Origin of the sequence: Haloterrigena sp. KLK7, from assembly GCF_037914945.1 — an archaeon.
In the GTDB taxonomy this organism is placed as follows: Archaea; Halobacteriota; Halobacteria; order Halobacteriales; family Natrialbaceae; genus Haloterrigena; species Haloterrigena salinisoli.
Genome location: NZ_CP149787.1, coordinates 361566 through 384403 on the forward strand (window position 1 = coordinate 361566; position 22838 = coordinate 384403).

The 22838-nt window shown below is 64.8% G+C and carries 17 protein-coding genes; 7 read left to right on the plus strand and 10 right to left on the minus strand.

What is annotated here, in order from left to right:
* Window positions 1-171 precede the first annotated feature (171 nt).
* Entirely contained in the window at window positions 172-825 is a 654-nt protein-coding gene (locus WD430_RS01760) for a helix-turn-helix transcriptional regulator (protein ID WP_407067132.1), read from the minus strand.
* A 362-nt stretch (window positions 826-1187) separates the two neighbouring features.
* On the opposite strand from WD430_RS01760, the gene WD430_RS01765 reads away from it, so the two are divergent.
* The 4 genes from WD430_RS01765 to WD430_RS01780 are packed head-to-tail and all read left to right on the plus strand — an operon-like array spanning window position 1188 to window position 6634.
* A complete protein-coding gene (locus WD430_RS01765; RefSeq protein WP_339104320.1) occupies window positions 1188-2585 on the plus strand; it encodes a nucleotide sugar dehydrogenase in 1398 nt (465 codons plus the stop codon).
* A complete protein-coding gene (locus tag WD430_RS01770) occupies window positions 2582-3691 on the plus strand; it encodes a DUF354 domain-containing protein (RefSeq protein WP_339104321.1) in 1110 nt (369 codons plus the stop codon). The genes WD430_RS01765 and WD430_RS01770 overlap by 4 nt, the downstream gene beginning before the upstream one ends.
* Window positions 3688-4647 carry a glycosyltransferase gene (locus WD430_RS01775; RefSeq protein WP_339104322.1) on the plus strand — a complete coding sequence of 320 codons (960 nt, stop codon included), beginning with the start codon at window positions 3688-3690 and terminating at the stop codon, window positions 4645-4647. The genes WD430_RS01770 and WD430_RS01775 overlap by 4 nt, the downstream gene beginning before the upstream one ends.
* Window positions 4637-6634, plus strand: coding sequence for a hypothetical protein (locus tag WD430_RS01780; RefSeq protein WP_339104323.1), 1998 nt, complete (start codon window positions 4637-4639; stop codon window positions 6632-6634). Before WD430_RS01775 ends, WD430_RS01780 begins: the two co-directional genes overlap by 11 nt.
* Window positions 6635-7518: 884 nt before the next feature.
* Here the strand turns inward: WD430_RS01780 and WD430_RS01785 are convergent.
* Entirely contained in the window at window positions 7519-8517 is a 999-nt protein-coding gene (locus WD430_RS01785; protein WP_339104324.1) for a DUF1616 domain-containing protein, read from the minus strand.
* A 390-nt stretch (window positions 8518-8907) separates the two neighbouring features.
* Between WD430_RS01785 and WD430_RS01790 the strand changes: the two genes are divergently transcribed.
* Window positions 8908-9516 (plus strand): hypothetical protein, encoded by a 609-nt coding sequence (locus WD430_RS01790; protein WP_339104325.1) that lies wholly within the window; start codon window positions 8908-8910, stop codon window positions 9514-9516.
* Between the two features lie 45 nt (window positions 9517-9561).
* Here the strand turns inward: WD430_RS01790 and WD430_RS01795 are convergent, their stop codons facing one another.
* Window positions 9562-10071 (minus strand): hypothetical protein, encoded by a 510-nt coding sequence (locus WD430_RS01795; RefSeq protein ID WP_339104326.1) that lies wholly within the window; start codon window positions 10069-10071, stop codon window positions 9562-9564.
* A gap of 141 nt (window positions 10072-10212) precedes the next feature.
* Window positions 10213-11916 (minus strand): hypothetical protein, encoded by a 1704-nt coding sequence (locus WD430_RS01800; RefSeq protein WP_339104327.1) that lies wholly within the window; start codon window positions 11914-11916, stop codon window positions 10213-10215.
* A gap of 238 nt (window positions 11917-12154) precedes the next feature.
* Here WD430_RS01800 and WD430_RS01805 point away from each other — a divergent pair, with 238 nt between their 5' ends.
* Window positions 12155-13495, plus strand: coding sequence for a polysaccharide deacetylase family protein (locus WD430_RS01805; RefSeq protein WP_339104328.1), 1341 nt, complete (start codon window positions 12155-12157; stop codon window positions 13493-13495).
* Window positions 13496-13656: 161 nt separating this feature from the next.
* On the opposite strand, the gene WD430_RS01810 is transcribed toward WD430_RS01805, so the two are convergent.
* The 4 genes from WD430_RS01810 to WD430_RS01825 all read right to left on the minus strand — a co-directional run bounded on the left by WD430_RS01810 (window position 13657) and on the right by WD430_RS01825 (window position 17472).
* Window positions 13657-13833: a hypothetical protein gene (locus tag WD430_RS01810; RefSeq protein ID WP_339104329.1), complete on the minus strand. Its 177-nt coding sequence runs from the start codon at window positions 13831-13833 to the stop codon at window positions 13657-13659.
* Complete coding sequence (locus WD430_RS01815; protein ID WP_339104330.1) at window positions 13830-15020, minus strand: succinylglutamate desuccinylase/aspartoacylase family protein; 1191 nt, start codon at window positions 15018-15020, stop codon at window positions 13830-13832. The genes WD430_RS01810 and WD430_RS01815 overlap by 4 nt, the downstream gene beginning before the upstream one ends.
* A gap of 157 nt (window positions 15021-15177) precedes the next feature.
* The gene (locus tag WD430_RS01820) at window positions 15178-16338 is read right to left on the minus strand and encodes a sugar-transfer associated ATP-grasp domain-containing protein (RefSeq protein ID WP_339104331.1); all 1161 of its coding nucleotides are present in this window, start codon (window positions 16336-16338) and stop codon (window positions 15178-15180) included.
* A 135-nt stretch (window positions 16339-16473) separates the two neighbouring features.
* Window positions 16474-17472: a glycosyltransferase gene (locus tag WD430_RS01825; RefSeq protein ID WP_339104332.1), complete on the minus strand. Its 999-nt coding sequence runs from the start codon at window positions 17470-17472 to the stop codon at window positions 16474-16476.
* A 318-nt stretch (window positions 17473-17790) separates the two neighbouring features.
* On the opposite strand from WD430_RS01825, the gene WD430_RS01830 reads away from it, so the two are divergent.
* The gene (locus WD430_RS01830) at window positions 17791-18846 is read left to right on the plus strand and encodes a glycosyltransferase family 2 protein (protein WP_339104333.1); all 1056 of its coding nucleotides are present in this window, start codon (window positions 17791-17793) and stop codon (window positions 18844-18846) included.
* A 351-nt stretch (window positions 18847-19197) separates the two neighbouring features.
* On the opposite strand, the gene WD430_RS01835 is transcribed toward WD430_RS01830, so the two are convergent.
* Together WD430_RS01835 and WD430_RS01840 are read right to left on the minus strand one after the other, a co-directional pair.
* Complete coding sequence (locus tag WD430_RS01835) at window positions 19198-20841, minus strand: flippase (RefSeq protein WP_339104334.1); 1644 nt, start codon at window positions 20839-20841, stop codon at window positions 19198-19200.
* A 180-nt stretch (window positions 20842-21021) separates the two neighbouring features.
* Window positions 21022-22674: a right-handed parallel beta-helix repeat-containing protein gene (locus tag WD430_RS01840; protein ID WP_339104335.1), complete on the minus strand. Its 1653-nt coding sequence runs from the start codon at window positions 22672-22674 to the stop codon at window positions 21022-21024.
* Between the last annotated feature and the right edge of the window lie 164 nt (window positions 22675-22838).

Genomic DNA, 22838 nt, shown 5'->3' on the forward strand with positions numbered 1-22838 from the left:
ATCGAGCGGAACCGACGTGACCGTACCGAACGCATCGGATCGCTTATCGGTGTGATAACTGGCGGCTCAGCCGCTCTATGATCGAAGTAGCGGAAGGGAGAAGTCAGCCGGTGCGATCGGTTCGACCCGGTTTTCGGTACGGGTCCGTATCGGTGGGTGCCGTCGGAGCGACTACGCCAGTGGGTTCTCGACGTCGTCCGTCCCGGTCGCGTCGTCGATCGCCGGATCGGACAGGGTGATAACGTTCTCCCGGCCGACCGATACTTTCTCGATGATTCCGTCGGCGTCCAGCTGCGAGCAGAGCCGACTGACTTTCGACTTCGACCAGTCAGTCTCGTCAGCGATTCGATGCTGACGAAGCTGCCCGTCGTTCGCGACGAGCAGACGGACGACTTTCCCTTCGTCGCTCAGCAGTACGGATGGTGTGTCGGGTGCGATGTACCGGTCGAACGACTGATGATCAGCGGTGGGTGAGCGGTCCGTCCCTCGCGTTCGATCCGATTCTGTCGACCCCGTCGCAATCATCGATCGCGACGGGAGCGCAACCAGATCGACGTCTCGGTCGGACAATGCCTCGGCGATGCGGATCGCGACGAGGCTACTGACCAGCAGGAACAGAACCGTAATCAGAGCCACTTCCAGGGCCGACGAGAGCCCCCAGAGTGACGTCCCGGGCGAGAACACATCGCTCACACCGACCTCGAAGGCCGAGACGATTGCGGACGCATCGGGTCGGTGATCCGACGCGCGGATCGCGTCGATCCGAACTGGCGCGTGAATCGACGCGAGCGGGACGGAAACTCCGATCTGGGGCAGTGAGACCATGGGTGTTCGGTTCTGTGACGATCGGCGGTGGTCTGTCGACGGTGGAATGGCGATGGCCTATCGACGTTGGAATCGCCGACCGCATCGAGACATCGGACTACTCCCCTTTCATTATAGATCCGTATAAGCTCGTTTAACACCATTCTAAGCGACTGTCGTCGCAATTTCGTCGATCGGTGGTTCATCGGTCCAGAGGACACCCAGCGGTCGGGTTGTCCGTCGAATTCGTCTGTTGCAATCGTTTATCTCGGCTATAGTAAACCGCCCCAGTCGTCTCGATGGTTCTCGAGGACTAAGAGCGGAACAGATCGGACAGTCACCGTTGCATACGGTCGTGTAACGGCCCAGATCCCGTCTCAACCATGACTACGACATTGAGCGACACGAAGAACCGAGCGGACGAGCGGCAGAGCGAGTACGCATTTCAGTCTGACAACGAGGGCGCGACCCAGGAACACGCCGACGAACAGTCCGGCCAAGCGGCGACGATCTGCGTCGTCGGCCTCGGCTACGTCGGCCTCCCACTCGCGGTCGGGTTCGCGCGGTCGAACTACCGCGTCATCGGCTACGATGTCGACGAGTCGACGGTCGAGCGGCTGCAATCCGGCGTCGACACGACCGGCGACCTCTCGGACGAGGCGGTCCAGGACGACGACATCTCCTATACGAGCGACGCCAGCCAGATCGGCGACGCAGATTACGTTATCATCGCCGTCCCGACGCCCATCGACGAGGACGATCGGCCAGACCTGAGCTATGTCGAAAGCGCCGCCGCCACCGTCGGTTCGAAGATGAAACCCGGGACGACGGTGATCCTCGAGTCGACCGTCTACCCGGGGACGACCCGGGAGGTCCTCGTTCCCGCCCTCGAGGAAGCCTCCGATCTGACCGCGGGCGACGGATTCTTCGTCGGCTACTCGCCGGAGCGCGCGACGCCCGGCGACGAGGAACACGGTCTCGCGGACGTCGTCAAGGTCGTCGGCGCTCAAGACGAGAAGGTGCTCGAGGACGTGGCGGCCCTCTACGAATCGGTCGTCGACGCGGGCGTCCACCGCGCGCCGTCGATCGAGGTCGCCGAGGCCAGTAAGGTCGTCGAGAACACCCAGCGCGACCTCAACATCGCCTTCGTCAACGAGCTCTCGATGGCGCTCGAACGGATGGACGTCGACACGCAGGCGGTCCTCGAGGCCGCGGGCACGAAGTGGAACTTCCACGACTACCAGCCGGGACTGGTCGGCGGCCACTGCATTCCGGTCGACCCGTACTTCCTGGCTCACCGCTCGGCCCGTGAGGGGTTCGAGCCCGAACTCGTGCGCACGAGCCGGTCCGTCAACGAGTCGGTACCCGACCACATCGCCGATCTGACGATCAAGGCGCTGAACAGCTGTCACAAGACGCTCCGGGAGAGCCGCGTGCTCGTTCTGGGGCTGTCGTACAAACCGGGCGTCGGCGACATTCGGAGTTCGAAGGTCGCAGACGTCGTCGATCGGCTCGCGGAGTTCGACATCGACGTCGCCGGGTTCGATCCGTTCGCGGACGACGACGCGGTCCGAAACGCCTTCGATCTGGACGTCCAAGAGACGCTCTCGTTCGATGGGTTCGATGCCGTCGTGGTCGCGACGCCACACTCGGAGTTCGAGCAACTCGACCTCGAGGCAGTGGCCTCCGAACTCGCGGCCGACCCGGCGCTGGTCGACGTGACGGGAACCCTCGACGAAGACACGGCCTGCGAAGCGGGGTTCGTCTACCGACGGTTATGACGGCATCCTCCCACCCGAGCTCGACGGAGACGAAGCGAGTCGTCGTGACGATCCAGCATCCGGGTCACGTCCACTTCTTTCGCCATCCCATCGAGGAGCTCCGGGCCCGCGGCCACGAGGTCTACGTCTTCGCCCGCGAGAGCGACGTGGCGATCGACCTCCTCGAGGCCTACGACATCGATCACGAGGTGCTCGCCGGTACGTCCGACTCGCTGGTCTCGATGGCCGCGGTTCAGGCGACCTACGAGGCGAAGCTGCTGCGACGGGCCCGCCGGATCGATCCGGACGTCATCACGGCCATCGGCGGCGTCGCCGCCGCCCACGTCGCGTCAGTGCTTCGGACGACGAGCGTCGTCTTCTACGACACCGAACACGCGACGCTCGTCACGAAGCTCGCCTACCCGTTCGCGGACGTGATCTGCACGCCGTCGTGCTATCGGGGGGAGATCGGCTCGAAACAGGTGACGTATCCGGGCTATCACGAACTCGCCTACCTCCACCCTGACCGATTCGATCCGGACCCGGCCGTCCTCGAGTCGGTCGGACTGGCTCCCGACGATCGGTTCGCCGTCGTTCGACTCAGCAGCTGGGAGGCGTCCCACGACGTCGGCCACGACGGGTTCGACGATCCCCGCGAGGTCGTCGATCGGCTCGAGGACGCCGGCGCCGAGGTCCTGCTCTCGGCCGAGGGCGAACCGCCCGCGGCGCTCGCGGAGTACGGGTTCGAGACGGCGCCAGAGCGGCTCCACGATCTGCTCGCGTACGCCGACGTCGTCCTGAGCGAGGGCGCGACGACCGCGGCGGAAGCCGCCGTCCTCGGAACGCCGGCAGTCTACGTCAATCCGCTCTCGCTGGGATACACGACGGAGCTCGACTCCGAGTACGGCCTCCTGTTCGAGTACACCGGCGAGCGGCGACACGACCGCGGGCTCGATCGGGCCGCGTCGGTCCTCGAAGAGCCGACCGAAACGTGGGCGCAACGCCACCAGCGACTGCTGTCGGAACGGATCGACGTAACCGACCTCGTCGTCGAACAGATAGAAACACACGCGCGAACATCCACACCGGATCGCCCGCCGTCCGCAACGAATCCGACCGAATCATGAACGTACTCCAGCTGGTCACCTCGCCGCGACCGTTTTTCGACCACCAGGTATCGGTCCTCGAGGAGCGCGGCATCGACTGTACCGTCCGCACCGTTCCCGGAGCGGACGACGCCGGCGGCCGATCGCCGGCGGACTACGCCCGGTTCTACCCGGCCGTCCTCTCGGAGATTCGCTCGGCCGAGTACGATCTGGTCCACGCGAACTACGGACTCACGACGCCGTTCGCGTTCGCCCAGCCGACCCGCCCCGTCGTGGTGAGTCTCTGGGGCACGGACCTGATGAGCGACCGCTCGTGGCTCCGGACGATCAGCCGATACGCGGCTCGCGGAGCCGACGCCGCGATCGTTCCGAGCCGACCCATGTCCGAGGCACTCGAGACCGACCACCACGTAATCCCCTTCGGCGTCGACACCGAGCAGTTCAGGCCGATTCCCCAGGCGGAGGCCCGCGAGCGTGTCGGCTGGGAGACCGACCAGCCGATCGCGCTCTTCCCGTACGACACCGAGCGTGCGGTCAAGGACTTCCCCCGCGCGCGTCGGCTCGTCGAACGGGTCGACGTCGACCTCGAGTTGCGTCCGGTCTCCGGCGTCGACCACGAGGAGATGCCCTACTACATGAACGCCAGCGACGTCCTCCTCGTCACGTCGAACCGCGAGAGCGGACCGATGGTCGTCAAAGAGGCCGCCGCGTGTAACCTGCCGATCGTCTCGACCGACGTCGGTTTCGTCCGCGAGACGATCGGCGACGTGGCCAATTGCGTCGTCAGCGACGACGACGAGGCGCTGGTCGCGGGCCTCGAGCGGGTCGCCACCGTTCGCGGTCGGTCCGACGGCCGCGACGTCATCGACGGACTGCGCCTCGAGGAGCTGGGCGACCGGCTCCACGAGGTGTACCGCCGCGTCCTCGAGCGCCCCGACTGCTCGAGTCAGCCGACGGGGGTGGGCCATGGGACGTAATCCGGCCGGGAGGCTCTCGGACCTCCGCCCGCTGCGACTCGACACCGTCGCGGCGCTCGGCGGGCTCCTGATCGCACTGGTGCTGTTTCCGCTGCGATTTCTGGCGTCGCAGGTCTATCTCGATACGGTTCCGGTAATCCTCGGAACGGCGTGTATCCTGTACCTCGTCTGTCTGTATCAACGACAGCAGACGACCGACGACGCCCGCCTGACCCTTCCGTCGCAGGTAACGATGTCACTCCCGACGCTGGTCCTCCTCGGGCTCGCGGGACTGATCGTCCTGACGGTTCTCGAGGGCTCCCGAACGGTCCGGTTCTTCGCCCTCGCGAGCGTCGTTGGGACCCTGCTGGTCGGCCAGATCCTCTTCGCGAGCGACCGCGATTTCAACGCCCGACTGTTGTTGCTGCAGGTCGTCCTCTTCGCGCTCGTCTTCCGCGGGACCGCGCTCTACGCGACGCCGGGGTTCATCGGGATCGACGTCTGGACGCACATGGGGCTGACCGAACAGATCGTGACGGAGGGTCGAGTCGGTGCGATCTCACACGACAAGCACTACGCCTCGCCGTTCTACCACCTCCTGGTCACCGCCTCGTCGATGCTGTTCGACGTGTCGCTGCGCTCCGCGCTGTACCTCACGCTCGGCGTCGTGATGCCGATCTCGGTCCTGCTCGTCTACGCCGGGGGGAACCTGCTCGTCTCGCAGCGGTGGGCGACGCTGGCGGCGGCGGTGTACGCGCTCGCCAGCCACGTGTCGATGTGGGGCCTGCATCTCATCCCCACGAGCATGGGGCTGGTCTTCTTCCTCGCGATGGTGTACGCGTTGCTCCGGGTGATGCGCATCGAGTACACGACCCGTGACTTCTCGCTGTTGCTCCTCTCGAGCGTCGCCGTGATCCTCACCCACCAGGTGTCGACGTTCATCATGCTCGTGTTGCTGCTCGCGGCGTTCGTCGCACAGTTGGTCTTCGAGATCGGTCCGCTCGGGCTGGCGCGACTCGACACGAGCGTGTTCCGGACGAAGAGACCGGTCAACCTCGTCGGCCTCGTCGTCTTCAACGTCGGGCTGACGATCTTCGTCTGGTCGCTGACACCCTACCGCCAGCAGTCGTTCCTCGCGACCGTGCTGAGCTACTTCCGCCAGACCGTCGAGGAGAGTGCCGGCTTCCTCAACATCGCGAGCGGCTCCGGCGATGACGCGGCCGAGGCGGGAGCCGCGGAGGCGGCGACGACGCTGCTCGACCAAGTCGTCCCCTACGTCGAAGAGGTGGGCTTTCTCTTCCTGCTCGGGGCGACGTTCGTCGGCTGCCTGTACATCGTCCACCGGCGCCGGGCCGAGCAGTCGGTGTTCACGCTGCTGCTCGCGGCGGCGTTCATGCTGGTGTTCGTCATGGGGTTCCCGATGTTCGGGATCCACACGTTCATCCCGAACCGGTGGTTCGCGTTCCTCTACGCGCCGATGGCGATCCTCGGCGCGATCGGGCTGCGGACCCTCGACCGGGGACTCGCGCCCGCGCTGGTTGTCGTCGTTCTCCTCCTGTTCACGCTCGTCTACCCGGGCGCGATGATCGTGGCCTCGGAGAGCAACATCGACAACCCGGTCTTCGAGGACCACCACGAGCAACTCGCCTACGAGGAGTCGGAACTGGCCGCCGTCGGGTCGATCGGCGAGATGACCGGCTCGCCCGACGGCAGCGAAATCAGACCCTACCAGGGGCTCTACACCGACCATCCCTATCAGACGCTGTTCAGTCGGACCGGTGCCTATCCGTCGACGGACATAGCGACGGTCCCCGAAGGCGGGACCGCCGACCACGACTACGTGGTCCATCGGACGACCGCCGCGAACCAGGCGGTCTACTTCAACAACGCCGACGGAGCGGGCCGGATCGAGCAGGCCACCGCCGACCGGCTCTGTGGGCCGAACCAGGCCACGGTGTACACGAACGGTGACGTGACGATGTGTACGCCTTCACCGTCCACCGACTAGGTGAGAGCGACACCGCGACGCTCTCCGTCTCTATTTCTCGCACGGAACGGAATCGACGTCTCGAGGCCGGCGGGTAGCGACGACTGCTTCTCGAGGTGAGGATCGGTACAGTTGCTTCTCGGATCGAGGACCGGGTGCGACTGTATCTCGAGGCCGACGAGCGGCGACACCTCCCTTCCGAGGCCGAGGAACGCTGGTGACACCGCGACCGTGACGAGTGCGTTCCGTAGCGGTGTGATCCGATAGCCACGACCATCGGGCGTCGATCCGCGAACCGCTCTCCGTCCGAACGCCCGCTGGTCACACCGTCCGGTAGATCGAACGGGACTGCCGAGGGAGGGCGTCGAACGCGATCGGTATGGGCCGACGTGCTGGAACCGCGAACACCGTCCTGAACAGTGGGACCTCGAGGACGGAGCGAGCGGGCCGATCCGATGGCATCGAGCGCGGTCAGCGCTTCCTCGACGATCGACGGTGCGGCGTCGTGTACGCTGCGAGACGACGTTGCAACCGCCGCCAGACGTCGGTGACGATCGATTGCCCTTGGACAGCCAGCACTGCGGCAGCGATCGTGACTCCGATCTGGAAGAGAATCCGAAGCGTCAGTCTCGGGACGACCTGGCTCACGAGCGCGCGATCCGGTCGCGTCGGATCGGACACATTGGGTAGGCGGATCGCGTACGCGAGCACAACAAGTCTCCGCGACCGGCCAGTTCTCGACTCCGCGTCGGCCGACTGTGATGCCGACGAGCCAGCGCAGCGGGATGACGACAGCGAGTGGACCCGCTGGTCAGTGATGCCGACCGTCCAGAAAGGGGTTCATCGATGAAATCGGGTACCGGGGAACCGACGACAGCGATCGCCTCTCGAGCCGACGGCGACCGCTATTCTACCACGACCGGGAGGTGCATAGTCCGGTAGGCGTTCTCGGACGTTGGCTCCGACGGCGGCTCGCCCTCGTAGAGCAGCACCGTCAACCGGAGGTCGTCGCCCGTCATCGTCGGCGTGATCTCGAGCGTCTGCTCGCGCGCCTCACCGTCGGCGATCGTCACGGACGCTCGGGCGAGTTCGTCACGTTCCGCGACGGTCACGTTGTCACCGTCGCCCTCGGTTCGCTCGAGCAAGACGACCGTCGTGTAGTCGCGTTCGGCGTGCTCCTGATTCGTGATCGTCACCTGCAGGTCCTCGGCCTGGCCGGCGGTGTACGTCGAGTTGTACAGCGTCTCGGTCTCGTCCGTGACGTTCGTGACGTTCTCGGTTTCGACCGAAAGCTCAGTGAAGCCGTCGCCCTGTGGCGGGTTGATAGCCGCGAACCCGGCACTCGCGAGCAGCACCACCAGTCCGACGGCGATCGCGAGGTTGTACGGTCGCGGATCGAGTCGCTCGTAGGCTCTCGGTCGCTCCCGGGAGAAGAATAGCGACCCCGCCGATACCGACGGCGAGAACCGTCGCTCCGACGGACACCGGTAGCGAGCCACGATCGCGATCAGTGACAGGACGACGGTCAGCGATGCAAGCCCGAGGAGTACCGTTTCCGCGGTGATACCCCGAGGGGTAACGGACGCGAAAAGGGCAACCGTCGGAACGAGGGCGATGCTAAACACGACCGACAGGACGAACCGTTCGATCGACTCGAGTCCGCCGGTCACCAGACGCGGCGTCTCGAGTCCGGTCTTCTGCCTGTCGAACGGCTGGTACTCGTCAGCCGATTCGGACGGAAACAGGATCGAGACGAACGCATATCCGGGAAGACAGAGAACGATCGGGAGCGCTATCGCGGTTCGTATCACGCCATCGATTCCGGAAACGATGCCGAACGTGAGGCCGCCGGTGAACGCGATCACCGCTGCCAGATCGAGAAACCACCATTGACTGTCGCTCATTACCGGAAATATCCGGTCGGCGTGCGGTTTATTATCGTCCCGATAAGCCGGTTTGACCCGGTCGATAGGGCGGTCTCCTGTGGTTGATTTACCAGAAATGAGACAATATTTCCTCGTAAGTACCTTTCGTTTGTTCTAGAGCGTTCCGAACGCTCCAACGATAGGAAATTTAGTATAATTTACTCACTATTATTACCTTCTATGAAAATAGAAATAAAACAATCAGTGATTCGTGAATCACGCGTATTGGGGCCTCATCGGCGAGATATTGCAGTTTTAAAATAAACTAAAAGGATCGAGCTCGTTTGTGAAAACACTTAAAATGAGTTTGTCTGAGAGATACGGTTTCAACCCTTTATTACACACTTCTGATTAGGGGAGATTGGCGCAATGAAAGCAGCACATATCAGCTCCGAAGGTGATACTGAGCAGGATATGGCCGACGCAGACGACCAGTCGGCTGACCCGGACGAGCAATCGGCTGATTCGGCCTCGCTCTCCAAGGACGAGATCTTCCACCTCCTGCAAAACGAACGCCGTCGGTTGGTCCTCAGGTACCTTCGCGGCACCGAAGACCCCGTGCGTATGCGCGATATCGCCGAACAGGTCGCAGCGTGGGAACACGATACGACTGTCGAGGAGCTCACCTCGAAGCAACGTCAGCGCGTCTATATTCCGCTCTACCAGTCCCACCTCTCGAAGCTCGACGAAGCGGGGCTCATCGACTATCAGAAGAACCGCGGCATCGTCGAACGGCAACCGCGCGCAGATAAGGTCGATCAGTACCTGCAGGACGGCCCCGAGACGGACTCGAGCGACGAGGAGGAGTCCGACGCGGGCCTCGACGATTACTACGTCGGCTCGACGGTCCTCGGCTTCGCGCTGCTGCTCGGTGCGGTACTCGAGCTCCCGTTCACGTCGTTCCTCTCGGGAATCGCGCTGAGCGCGTGCATTCTGCTCATGTTCACGGTATCGACGATCAAACGACTCCTCGACTGATATGTGACAGTACGTTACAGCGATGCAGTAGTTTCTCGAGACGGCTCAGACGAGCAGCGCAACGCCGACGAGCGCGATCGCCAGTCCGGACGTAACCAGTACGGCGAGTCCCGCGAGCCGAAGCATTCTCTGGAGTTCGAACCCGCTCGACTCGCGTCTGGTGACAGCGTCGGTTTGGACCGTGCGGCGATCGACGAGTCCCTGTTCCGCGTCGAACTCGACGTGGCCCGTCGTATCGAGTTCCGGAAGGCGATACTGGTAGAGCCGTTCGTGAACGGACGCCCACGTCTCGACCGACGGTCGAGCCGGGTGGATCAGTTCGTCGGCGACCTCGTCGACGGTGACGGGCGTCTCCATCTCGTCCAGTACGGACAGCAACTCGGTGTTGGAGTCCGGGACGAACTCGGCCGCGGATCCCGAAGTCGAGAGATCGGTCGACGGGTCCCGATAAATGGTGACACCCGAAACCGTCTCGGCGTCGGTATCGTCGGAGCCGTCCTCGGACTCGGACGAATCCGACGGCGTAGCGAACAACCAAGACGGCGTCAGACGCATATTCCGCGGTAATCCTGCGCGGTATATAAGTATTGTTACGGTTGATCTGGGCAAACGATTTGTCCTGGGATTAAACAGGTTGAAACTACCGTTCCGGTCATCAAAAGTGACTGGTATTCCGACCGCAATCGGGTCGATATATCAAATCGCTGCGAACTCCGGCGGGGCGAGCCACGGCAGCGACGCCTCGGAGGACGCGGTCCAGCAGTCGAGCCACGTCCGGAGATCGACGAGCCGCAACTTGTGTCTGACCGGCAGGTCGTGGACGTGCTCGAGGTCATCTAGGTATCGCCGGTCGAAATCGTAGCGGTCGAACAGCGTCCGGCGGTCGGGCCACGGCGGCTGAAACGACTCGAGGAACGGGGTCTTCCGCCGAACGAAGCGCTCGACCTCGTTGAGCAGCGTCTCGTCGTGTGGACGGTCCGGCGGCCTGTACCGCAAGATCTCGTCGTCGACCCGCGTACAGGCCTCGAGGAATGTCTCCGTCGTGCGGTGTTCCGGCGGCGTCCGGAGGTGCCAGTCGAGCAGTTCGCGGTCGACCGCGGGAAACGACGTCACGAACTGATCGGCCAAATGTGCGTGAAACGGCATCGAGGGCTGGTTGGAAATACCGACGCAGGTGAGCGCGTTCTGTACAGTGTCCGCACGGGACGACCGCGCGTCGAGCTCGTCGGCGATCGCGTCCCTGACGAACGACTCCGGATCGACGCCGAACGACGTCCGTTCGGCGAGGTCGCGACTGGCGTCGCGGCTGTAGCCGAAGGTCTCGAGCAACTCCTCGACGGGATCGGGATCGGGATCGAGTCTCCCGGTCGGGATCCGCTTGTCGAGGACGTCGACGGTCTGCTCTGCGGTGAAGTGACCCCGGAGGAACGTATCACAGAGCAGGCCGTGAAACATCGTGTCGACGTCCATCTCGTCGGTGTAGCCGGCGTGGTGGATGTGCAGCGATTCCTTGATACCCTGCGAGTAGCGCACCTTCGACTCGTCGGGGCGGAGATATCGCTCGTCCGGCGGAAACGCCGTGTGACTCGCGCCGTACTGTTCGGCGAGGCGACTCGCGACCTGTACTTCCTGTGCGTCCGGATCGCCGACGGTGAAACTGCGCTCGATTCCGGGAATCCCCGCGAGGAGGACCCGCGAGTCGTAGCCCGCCGACAGGAGAACGCCCTTGGTCCCGGACAGCGTCGACCGCCGCCGAAACGCCCGCTCGAGGCGGTCTGCGAGCTCGGCGACGTAATCGAACGACTCCGGGCGGTAGACGAACCGCTCGAGCGAGTCGATGGCGTCGGCCCGGAGTAGGCTGTCGATCGGCAGTCGGCTGAGTTCCGTGACGGCGGTTTTCTCGCCGAGGGCAACGCCGAGGTGGAGGAACTCGAGGACGCCGTCCCGATCGATCGTCGGCTCCGGAACCGTCCGTCCGACCTCGGCGGCGTCGGTCCCGAAGACGCGCGTCCCGGGCTCGTCGGTGTAGAAACACTCGCGGGATCGGGCCGGATCCGTCGCCACGAACGCGTCGTCCGCACCGACGTCGATGACGGCCAGATACGAGCCGTTGAGCGCGTCCAGGGCGTCGCGGCCCGCCGTCTCGTAGCGTTCGAGCAGCCAGCGCGCGGCGTTGGACTCCTCCGACGACTCGTCGTTGGGGACGTACGCTTCGCCCCAGACGACACACCGGGCGTCGCCGTCCGCGTAGCTGGCGGTCCAGCCGGGCGCACCGAGCGCGTCGTCTCTGATACCGACGGTGACGGACGGTCCCGTCAGTACCTGATCGAATTCGTCGCTCGCCCTGTATCGCTCGAACGTCTCTCTGTCGCCGAATACGCCGAAGAGTTCCCTATTCATCGAAGACCACCGTCGCGACGTGCGATCGAAGTGGACCGGCGACGATTCGACCGATCGATAGCCGACCGACCACCGATCCCCGATCGCGGACGCGGCCATCGTCTCTCCGAGCGATACGACAATTACTATGCCATTGTTAAGACCTGGAACGGCCGTATAGTGCCGATTCGAGCGACGGCTGATTCCGGCCTATCGGATCTATAATAATGTCCCGACTGTCAGTAGCTTCGGGTCGTCAATGCCACAGCAGCGACCTACCCGCCGACGAGTTCTCGCACTGTCGAGCGCAACCGCGATCGCCGGTCTCGCGGGGTGTACCGATCAGCTCAGCTCCGTCCTCGGCGAGTCGGACGACGATTCGAAAGAAGAGAAGAACGAGACGGACGACGAGTCGACCGAACAGGCGGCTGCACTCGCTGACGGCGTCCCGCCGCTCGAGACGGAGTACGACAGCCGCGAGAAGTACCGCCAGCCCGGCGAGTCGCTCGACGACTTCAGCGACCTCTCCGACTGGGAGGTCACCCGGGGGTCGGGAACCGCCGATCAGGACGTCGTCTTCGACGGCGACCAGAGCTTCAAGCTGGAATCGAACGGCCAGGAGAACATCGTCGCGCAACGGGGCATGATGGGCGAGGACCTCACCGAGACGGACCTCTCGTTCGCGATCCGGACGACGACTCCACAGAACATCACGATCAACCTGCGGCTGGTCGACCAGTTCGGCAGCGAGAGGTACTTCTCGCTGCGGGAGATCACCTGCCGGAGCCCAGACGTCGCCTGGTTCCGCGCGAGTCCGGGCGTCTTCTCAGAAAGCGAGTACGAACCCGCACTGGACTCCCTGGAGCGCCTCGAGATACAGGTCCTGCACACCATGGACAAGGCCGAGGTCTGGGTCGACGACCTGCGGACCCACAAGAAGCCCGACCAGGGATACGTCATGCTGACCTGGGACGACGGCACGAGCGACTACTACGAGGCAGCCGCGCCGCTGCACGACGAGTACGGTTTCCAGACGGTCCAGGCCCCCGTTCCGCGCTGGGCACAACGGGGCGAGGACGGTTACATGACGATCTCGGAGCTCCAGGAGCGACAGGACGCGGGCGACCAGATCGTCGTTCACGGGACACACTCTCCCATCCACGAGGAAGACAACGAGGAGGTAGTCCGAACCCGTCTCGAACGGGACAAGCAGTGGTACCTCGACAAGGGATTCGAAGGAGCGGACTACATCGTCTACCCGCACAACAGCTACGACAGGCTGAGCCTCGAGTGCACGACCGACTACCACTACTGCGGCGGCTTCAACCAGTCCGGTAACGTCAATACGACCAGCGTCTACGGCTTCGACCCGCTGGCGTTACCGCGGACGATCGGCCACGATCTCGACATCGCGAAACAGTGTGTCAATCTCGCCGCCCAGCACCGACAGTGTACGATTCTGAACTTCCACGCGTTCTCCGACCAGAGCACGATGTCCGAAACCGACTACGCGGAGCTGCTCGACCACATCGATAGCGCCGACGTCGAGGTCATCACGTTCGACGACCTCTGGAAACTCCGGACGGCACAGCATTACTGAGCCGATGGCGTTTCGGTGGCTCGCGCGGTGACGAACGGTTCCGACCATCCCAGCCGAGAAGCGATTTCTCAGTGAGCGCAGGTGTGAGACTGACCAGTCCTCGAGGCGATCAGGCCATCGAGAGCGTGATCGATTCCGTGTCAGTCGCTCCGTCGGGGTGGTTACGCGCAACACGACTGTGTTGTGGGCATTCGCGCCGCCGTCACCGTGATCGTCTCGCCGGTGTCGTCGAGCTTCGCTGTCTGCCCGACGTCCCACTCGTAGCGGACGATCTCGCCGCCCCGGGCATACGATCCCGATACGTCGAGTTTGACCTGCTCTCCGGCCTCGAATGTCACCGGGCGGCGTTCGCGGGGCAGCTGTCGCTCGATGTGACGGGTGTCTCCGTCGTCGTCTCGTCTTCGTCGGCCGACTCGGCCTCGTCAGTCTCGGCCTCGTCAGTCTCGCCTTCGTCGGTCTCTTCGGCAGTCTCGCCTTCGTCGGTCTCTTCGGCGGTCTCACCTTCGTCGGTCTCTTCGGCGGTCTCGCCTTCTTCAGCCTCCTCGGCGGTCTCGCCTTCTTCAGCCTCCTCGGCGGTCTCGCCTTCTTCAGCCTCCTCGGCGGTCTCGCCTTCTTCAGCCTCCTCGGCGGTCTCGCCTTCTTCAGCCTCCTCGGCGGTCTCGCCTTCTTCGGCCTCCTCGTCTCCGTCGGCCTCCTCGCCGTCGGTGTCCGACTCGTCGGAATCGCCGCCCTCGACCGCCTCCAACTGGAGTTCGTCCGTCAGCAGCCGCTCGACGATCGCCGAGTGCCACTGCACGCGAGTCTCGAGGGAGACGTTGGTCGAGAGCGTCTCCGCGAGGAACGCGTCGGCGCCGAGATCGCGGGCGGCCTTATGGACGAGTAGCCCCGTCGGATCGGTGTCGGGGCCGGTGAACGGTCCGGTCTGGAACGCCAGCGAGGAATCGTCCACGTAGTTGCGGGTGACGTACTCGGCCGCATCGGTCGCGGCCGCGGTGGCCTCGTCGGAGTGGAAGATTGCCTGTCCGACGCCGTCGACGGGATCGTTCGCGTAGATACCCGTCGACTCGTGAAGGTCGATCACGATGTCCGGATCGTACTCGGTGATGACTCGCCAGAGCGCCCGAGCGAGGTCGGTTCTCGGCCGCTCTCCTTCGGGAAACTGTCGGTTGAGGTCGGCGCCGTCGTCGGCGGTCCGCGTGCTGCGATCGATCGCGGCAGCGTTGGCCTCGGGGACGGTGACGAGCGTTCCCGCGCCGATCTCCCAGTCGGCGATCGCGCTCGCGGCCGTATAGCCCGCGACCTCGTTGCCGTGGACGCCGCCGATGACGACGGCCGTTGGTCCGTCGGCGTCCGCGGTGGTGACGTACACCGTCGTCTCTTCGGCCGTTCCCTCGCGAATCACGAACGACTCCCGAGTCGATCCGTTCTCCTGTGCCCCACTGACTGTAGTCGCGCCAGCGCCTGCGGCTACACAGGCGCCCGCGAGTGATAATACCGAGCGTCGTGAAAGCGGATTCCGCTGCATTCCACTCCCCCACTTGGGGGGTGGATGTATTTACTATCACGAGAATAACAGCAGAATCGATTCGCTTGCTTCGCTCGAAACCGTCGTGAAACGGTTGTAGAGAGTGAATCCGCCCCTTTCTGATCGGCGACCGTCCGCGGCAACGCCCCACGACGAGCTACCGAACGCCATGTCGTTCGTAGAACCGACGGACGCGGTCGTCGGCCAGCAACGGCTCGTGGACCTGAATCGATTTGAGGCCTGGGTAGCTGTTCGCTTCGATGACGGTGAATCCGCCGTCGTCGTCGGTCACGATGACGTCCCAGCCGACGTACGGAACGAACGGGCAGGCGTCGGCCATCTCGAGGACGGTCGCTCGGATCCGCTGCCAGCCCGGGATCCGCTCTCCTTCGACGGCCATCTTGGTGTCCGGGTGAGTCGAGTGCCACTCGACGCCGTCGCCGTCGGGGGGACGCGCGCCCGGACCGAGTTCGCCCGTCTCGAGGTCGATCGCCGCGGAGAGGCCGCCCTGCGTGAAGTTGTCCAGCGGTGCGGAGTCCGTCGTACCGATCCGCTGGATCGCCGCGGCGACGAACGGTTCGCCGAGCTCGTCGTCGTACATCGTGATGAGCCGGATCGTGTTCGGCGTCGCCGGGTACAGCGCGGTCGGGAACGGCCCCTGATCGACGAACTCGCAGACGAGGTACTCGTCGAGGTCGGCGACTAGCGATCGGAACGCGGACTCCGGGTAGCGATCGCCGTTGACCCGGTAGCCGTCGCCGGTACGCGAACACAGCAGAACGTTGTTCCCGCCGCCGCCGCGGACCCACTTGAGGACCAGCCGATCCTCGACCTCGAGCCGGTCGATGACCCGCTGGGCGGCGTTTCCCGTCTCCCGTGGGTGCGCCGAGGACTGTGGCGGCTCAGACGGCGGTCCGCCGGTGCCGATCGGTCCCGAAGCCGCCGGCCCACCGTCGGTCACCTCGCGCCGGTCGCGTCGGTCGTCGATCGGGTGGTACGTCCCGTCGCGGATCAGGCCGTAGACCGTCATCCGCTCGTCGTCGAACGGCTGCATGAGCCGGTGAAAGAGCAGCTTGTTCGAGAGGGCCACCGACCACGTCCCGTTGATACGCTTCGTGCGCACGAACCGCTCGTAGTCGCTCACGTAGTCGCGGTACGTCTCCGGATCGAGGTCGTAGACGGCGTCGGACCGGCTCACGAAGCCGCGCCGCCAGAGCCAGAGCCGTCGTCGGAGCGATCGCGAGACGTCGGATTCGCGCTCGGTCGCGACGAGCTCCTGTACCGCCCTGGCAGTGTGATAGAGCGTTCTGACGTTCACGGATAGGCACGCCACGGGGATCGTGTTAGTTATCGAACTGCCAAGACCGTTGCAGTCGCGGTGCCGACGATTCGAGCTACGGAAATCGTGTGGCCCGCGAAAACCGGATCGTTGAGTCTCTCGGGAGAGACGTCGCTACTCGGTCAGTATGCGACGAGCGATCGTCGTCCGCTCGAGCGCCGCCGCAACGAAGACGACGAGAACGAGTACGGTCGTCGCGACGATCGGCATCGGTCGCCGTCGGACACCGCTGCCGGCGGCCCAGCACAGGCCGGGATACTGTCGCGGGGACGCGGCGGCGTCGCGCAGATACCACAGTCCGCGGAGGAGACGACCCTCGGAGAGGTACGCCTTCGCGACGACGAGCCGGTGGGCAGCGCGAATCTCGTGTCCCTCCGCTTCGAACCGTTCGACCTCGTCCTCGTACATCGAGAGGTACTGCTCGCTGGCCGAGCGGATGACGTCCGCCGGCGGCTGGCCCGTTTCCTCGCGAACGACCAGCGGCTCGTCGACGTACGCGAGCTTGCCCGCCTTGAGCACCCGCAGACAGAATTCGGGGTCCTGGAACCGATCGAGCTCCTCGTCGAAGCCGCCGATTTCGCGAGCGACGTCGGTCCGGACGAGCAGGGTCGAGCCGGCGTCCGGCTGCACCTCGTCGGCCATGATCAGGCCAATCAGCTCCTCGCCGCCCTCTCGCACGGGCTCGTCGTCCGATCGCGCGAGCGCGGACGCGGCGGCCCCACGGAGGCGGTCGTTCGTCCCCGACAGCTCGTAGGTCGAGTCGCAGTAGACGCCGACCCACTCGTCGGATCGCCCCTCGAGGGCGGCGAGTTGGCGCTCGAGCTTCTCGGGGCGCCACTCGTCGTCGGAGTCGAGGAAGGCGATGTACTCGCCGCGGGCGTGCTCGATGCCGGTGTTCCGGGCCACGTTGGCCCCCTGGTTCGTCGCGTGGACGACGGGTCGGACTCGGGGGTCCTCGTAGTCGGCCAGCACGGACGGCGTCTCGTCGGTCGACCCGTCGTCGACGACGACGACCTCGAGATCGTCGGTCGTCTGTGCGAGCGCGCTGTCGATCGCGCGCGGAAGCGTTTCGGCTCTGTTGTAGGTCGGAATCACGACGCTGACTCGGGGCATTTCTCGCAACTCTCGACGGGCGAGCCATTATTATCGCGTCGCTAAACGCCCGGAACGGCGGTTCGATCGGTCGCCTCGAGTCTCCCGCTCGGAACTCGCGGCGGGCGACGCGGCGATCGTCTCGCTCCGAGGCGGCGCGGCTCGCGCCCTAATAGCTGTATAAGAAAGGCCGAACGCTTCGTCGACGCGACCACTGATGCATCGGAATCGACGACAGTTCGTGCCACCCGGTGGCACTGCAAGGACGATCGGGCGTGTCGAGGAGTTCGACGCGACGGGGCGGGACATCGCTCCGACCGATCCGCTGGAGGGACGGTAATGTACCGCGAGGCGACCGTCGGCGTCGTGATGCCAGCGTACGACGAGGAGGGGTTCGTGGGCGACGTGATCCGCGAGATGCCCGACTACGTCGATCGGATCTACGCGATCGACGACCGATCGACCGACGGGACCTGGGAGGAGATCCTCGAGGCAGCCCGCGACGACGCCGACGCGAACGGGGGGGTCGACGCGACGGACGACGCGCCGATGGTCACCGACGGCGGCGCGTCCGCGCTCGTTCGACGGGCGTCCGTCCAGGACCCGATCGGACGAGTCGTCCCGATCCGGCACCGCGAGAACCGTGGCGCCGGCGGGGCGATCAAGACCGGCTATCTCGCCGCGCGCGCCGACGGCGTGGACGCGACGGTAACGGTCGACGCCGACGGGCAGATGGACCTCTCGCAGATGTCCCGGCTGCTCGACCCCATCGTCGCGGACGAGGCCGACTACGCGAAGGGGAACCGACTCCTCTCGCGGGAGTATCGCGCGGCGATGCCGCGGTTTCGGTTCGTCGGGAACGCGATCCTGTCGTTCCTGACCAAGGTCGCCTCCGGCTACTGGAAGACGATGGACCCCCAGAACGGCTACACGGCGATCTCCGGCGACGCCCTCGAGGCGATCGACCTCGAGAACCTCTACGAGTACTACGGCTACTGCAACGACCTGCTGGTGAAGCTGAACGTCCGCGGGATGCGCGTCGCGGACGTGGCGATGCCGGCCGTCTACGGTGACGAGGAGTCGAGCATCACGTACTCCGAGTATATCCCGAAGGTGTCGACGATGCTGCTGCGGAACTTCCTGTGGCGGCTGAAGACGAAGTACCTCGTGTTGGACTTCCACCCGCTGGCGTTCTTTTATCTCGTCGGCGCGGGACTGGCCGCGACCGGCGTCCTCGCCGCCGTCGTGACGCTGTTCGCGACGCTCTCGACGATCGGCCCGTCGGTGCAGGGTTCGACGACCGCGGTCCTGCTCGTCGCCGGCGTCGCGTTCCTGCTGTTCGCGATGCTGTTCGACATGGCCGAGAGCGAACACCTCGAGCGCCAGGTCCACTAGTCTCGCGTTCGCCGGAGGTATCGTTAGATCACGTCACAACGCTCCCAGTTCCGCCACAATACTGTCAGTTCCGTCACTGCCGTACTCCGGTTCTCCGTAGTCAGGTCCGTCTCTGTCGGGGGCTCACCGCTCGCGAGTTCGCTCTCTGATCTACTTCCGCTCTACCGGCTCGTCGTGTGACCGTCCCTCGAGAAGATGTGACCAGTCAGCGCGTCGGGAATCCGCGTACTGGACTCGACGACCGCAATCGACCGCGTTCCCTCGAGCGACCTGCGCGACGAACAGCGGATGGCCGCGATTCCGCCGGATCGGGTCCGAACCCCGACGTCGTCGCGGTCGACCGCCGATCGCTCAGGGAACGATGCTCTGGACGCCGGGGCCGAGAATGCCCAGCGCGAGTCCGGAGACGAGCAGCGACAGGCCGGCGACGAACAGCAGGTTCTGGAACCAGCTTCGCTGTTCGCCGCCCTCGCCGTCCTCGGCGTTCTCGAGTGACACCTGTATCGCGGCCGCCCGGGAGCCGATCGGATCGGGGAACACCGAGAGGATCTCGAACGGTTCGGACGGATCCAGTGCGCCGACCAGCAGCGCGAACCCGAGGAACACCGCGAACCCGACCGGGGGAACGACCGCGAGCGCGAGCCACGGACTCGAGATCGCCGTCGCGAGAGCGATGATGGGACCGGCCGCGAGGACAGTCGTCAGGGCCGCTCGAGCGAGTCGCGCGTCGGCGAGCGGATCGAATCCGACGCGACGGGCGCTCCAGCAGTGACAGACGAACATCGTCCCGTAGCCGATACTGGTCGCGACGGCCGCACCGTGCATCCCGTACCGGGGAATGAGCGCGGCGTTGAGGACGACATTGAGCAGCGCCGCCACGCCGGTGGCAGCGATCGGATACCGGAGCGTTCCCTCGCCCTGCGAGACCGCGAGGAGCGGTCGAGCGAGCGCGAACCCGAGCGCTCCCGGGAGCAACAGCAAGAGGGGTTCGATCGCCGGGATCGCCTCGTCACCGAAGTAAATCGGCACGGCGACGTCGGCCAGCGCCGCCAGCCCGACCGCCATGACGGCCGTCAGGAGGAACGTGTACCGCGTCGCCCGCGACGCGAGTTCCGAGATCCTTCGATGGCGGTTCTGGGACCACAGCTCCGACGTCGAGTGGACGAAGACGGTCTGGATCGCCAGCGGGACGAACCAGAGGAACTCGGCGAGCGTCAGCGCTGCCTTGTAGTTCCCCACGTCCGCGCTCGCCCGGAACCGCTGGAGCATCACGATGTCGATGTGGTACAGCGACATCAGCAGGAACACGAGCACGATGCTCATCGAGTTGAACGTGAGCATCTGCTTGCGCGGGAACCGCTCGCTCGGCGTACTGGTGAGACACGACAGCGGGACTCTGCGATTGACGATGGCCAGCCCGACGACGGCCACGAGCAGGCTCGCCGTCAGGTGGCCCGCGAGTACCCCTATTACGCCGACCCCAACGTACGCGAGCGGGACCGCGACGGTGATGAAAGCGACCGTATCGAGGATCTTCAACGGTTCCGAGTAGCGCTCGAGGCCGAATCCCATGAGCGTCTTTCGGGCGTAGTCGCGGAACTGCGCCGTCACGACGAGGGCGGCGAGCGCGTAGAAGTAGATCGCGAACCCGTCGCCGAACGCGCGGTCGACGATCCCGAACCAGGCGGCGAGTATCAATAGGACGGCGCCGACGGCGGCGAGACCGATCGCCAACCGGAGGTAGAAGCCGACGACGTGTTCGCTCCAGTTCGCGTCGTTGCGATCCTCCGCGAGGAACTTCCGGACCCCGTCGGTGACTCCGGAACTCACGAAGATCATGTAGATGGCAAATACGGACAGCAGAAACGCGTAGTCCCCGTAGCCCGACGGACCGAGAAACCGGTAGAGGAGCGGCGTCGAGAGGGCAGTGAGGAGCTGCACGACGACCTTCACACTGACGACCGAGAAGATGCCGCTCGCGATACTTCGATTCACGCTCTCACCGGGGAGCGTCCGTGCCGAGGGTCGGCGGCTCCCCTCGCCGACGTCCGTTCAGCATCCAGCGTGCTCACAGTAGTGAGACGTGGCGACGTCGAGGGGTTATTATGCGGGTGTTAAACCCCGGTGAGCGGCCGATACAGTCGATCTCCGTTCTCGTAAGGGTGCCCGTCTCGACTATTCGATCGTGTTCTTCCAGGTCGTGACGCCGCTCGCGCCGAGGTCGCGGATCCCGCCCGCGAGGCGATTCTTCTTGAAGGTCGGATTCTCCGCGGACGCGTAGAGGCAGACGGCCGCCTCGTCCGTCGACTCGAGGTCGGAGTCGCGAACGAGCGCGTCGGTCCCGACGTCGAGGTACGGATACTGGCTGGCGCGCAGGTCGCTCCGATAGACGGTCAGGTCCGCGCCCGTGTTGACGATGGCGTTCCGGTCGGTCCCGTCGCGGCCCACCTGGGTGACCGAGATGTGGCTGAACCGGCAGTTGTCCCGTTCGCAGCGGATCCCGTCGCGGAAGCCGCTGGCGTCGCCGGATCGGCCCGAGATCGTGAGGTGTTCGGCGAGGATCCGCTCGGATCTGTCGCTGTCGCGGATCCACAGCGGGTAGCCGCCCGCGGTCTCGTGGCTGATCGACGTGTCGGCGATCGTCGTCTCGCCGCAGTCGGGCGAGAGGACGATGCCGTGGTTGACGTTCGACCCGCGGATCTGAACCTCGGTGTTCTTGATCCGAGCCTTTTCGCAGGTGTTCATCACCGAGATCGCGTGGCTCGTCGGCATCGGCGAGGTGATATCGACGAGTGCACCGTAGATTTCGATATTTTGACTGTTCTCGATCCGGATCCCGCGCTGGGTTCGGTCCTCCGGTCGCGTCTCGTCGACCTCGACCGTCGGCCAGCGGATCTCGCTGTCCGTGCCGCCGACGCGGACGTTCGCTCCGTTACTGTTCCGGTAGAGACCGCCGCTGACCACGATCCGTCCGTCGCCGCCCGCCGCGTAGAGACCGTTGTTCGGGAAGCCGCCGAGCCAGCAGTGTTTGAACTCGAGCGTGCCCGCGTTCTGGTTGGCCTCGATCCCGATCGGTCCGCGCCAGCGGTTGCCCGCGTTGGGCGTGTTCTCGACCCATGCGCCGCCGTCCGGCGCCCGGAACCGTTCGACGATCCCCGTCCCGTCGGGGTCGGTGACGTTGAACAGTCCCGGACCCCACGTACCGCTATCGTGCTGGCCACGAACGGTGATGTCGCGCACCTCGAGTCGATCGGAGACGTAGGCCTCGATCGCTCGAATCCCCGTGTCGGGGGCCGTCTGATCGACGTCGAACCCCTCGAATCGGAGGCGACTGCCGGGGTTGTAGGTGACGCCGAGACGGAACAGTCTGAACTGCGGGCCGTCGAACGCGTGGTAATCCGCCGGAACGAGCGTCGCGTCGCTGCCGACGAAGCCGATGTTCTCGAAGCCCGTGTACCGGAACTGCTCGTCCATGAAGTACCGCCCCTCGGGGAAGACGAACAGCGTGTCGTCGGCTCGAAGGTCCTCGAGCACGGGCGTGATCGATTCCGTCCCGGTGTTATCCGCACCGGCCTCGACGACGTTGACGACGTTCTCGTAGTCGTCGTAGTACTCTTCGTACAGGTCCGTCGAGGTCGAGGCGCCGACGGTCGACGTCACGCCGATAGCGGCCGCGCCTGCGGCTGCGATTCCACCTAATACCGTGCGTCGCGTTCGTCCCGAACGTGTCGTGTCGTTCGCAGTCGATCGATCGGCACCGGTCCCTTCCGAGCGCGGTCGAGAAGAGTCCATCCCATCCGAACACTGCAAATCACTTCGTTCCACCATTGATATTCACTTTGTTGTGAATGATGACGGGGTCGAGTAGCTATGGGTTCGGATAGCAAGTTTTTAAGTTCGGAAGCGGCCGGGGTAATTATCGATTACTCAACACTTGCAGCTGGTGCAATCGAGTGTGGTAGTATTAATTCCGGCTCAGAGCCACATACACT

What these genes read in the sequence shown, in the direction of transcription:
- WD430_RS01760 (WP_407067132.1), bottom strand. Translation starts at nt 825, where the DNA reads ATGGTCTCACTGCCCCAGATCGGAGTTTCCGTCCCGCTCGCGTCGATT.
- WD430_RS01765 (WP_339104320.1), top strand. Translation starts at nt 1,188, where the DNA reads ATGACTACGACATTGAGCGACACGAAGAACCGAGCGGACGAGCGGCAG.
- WD430_RS01770 (WP_339104321.1), top strand. Translation starts at nt 2,582, where the DNA reads ATGACGGCATCCTCCCACCCGAGCTCGACGGAGACGAAGCGAGTCGTC.
- WD430_RS01775 (WP_339104322.1), top strand. Translation starts at nt 3,688, where the DNA reads ATGAACGTACTCCAGCTGGTCACCTCGCCGCGACCGTTTTTCGACCAC.
- WD430_RS01780 (WP_339104323.1), top strand. Translation starts at nt 4,637, where the DNA reads ATGGGACGTAATCCGGCCGGGAGGCTCTCGGACCTCCGCCCGCTGCGA.
- WD430_RS01785 (WP_339104324.1), bottom strand. Translation starts at nt 8,517, where the DNA reads ATGAGCGACAGTCAATGGTGGTTTCTCGATCTGGCAGCGGTGATCGCG.
- WD430_RS01790 (WP_339104325.1), top strand. Translation starts at nt 8,908, where the DNA reads ATGAAAGCAGCACATATCAGCTCCGAAGGTGATACTGAGCAGGATATG.
- WD430_RS01795 (WP_339104326.1), bottom strand. Translation starts at nt 10,071, where the DNA reads ATGCGTCTGACGCCGTCTTGGTTGTTCGCTACGCCGTCGGATTCGTCC.
- WD430_RS01800 (WP_339104327.1), bottom strand. Translation starts at nt 11,916, where the DNA reads ATGAATAGGGAACTCTTCGGCGTATTCGGCGACAGAGAGACGTTCGAG.
- WD430_RS01805 (WP_339104328.1), top strand. Translation starts at nt 12,155, where the DNA reads ATGCCACAGCAGCGACCTACCCGCCGACGAGTTCTCGCACTGTCGAGC.
- WD430_RS01815 (WP_339104330.1), bottom strand. Translation starts at nt 15,020, where the DNA reads ATGCAGCGGAATCCGCTTTCACGACGCTCGGTATTATCACTCGCGGGC.
- WD430_RS01825 (WP_339104332.1), bottom strand. Translation starts at nt 17,472, where the DNA reads ATGCCCCGAGTCAGCGTCGTGATTCCGACCTACAACAGAGCCGAAACG.
- WD430_RS01830 (WP_339104333.1), top strand. Translation starts at nt 17,791, where the DNA reads ATGTACCGCGAGGCGACCGTCGGCGTCGTGATGCCAGCGTACGACGAG.
- WD430_RS01840 (WP_339104335.1), bottom strand. Translation starts at nt 22,674, where the DNA reads ATGGTGGAACGAAGTGATTTGCAGTGTTCGGATGGGATGGACTCTTCT.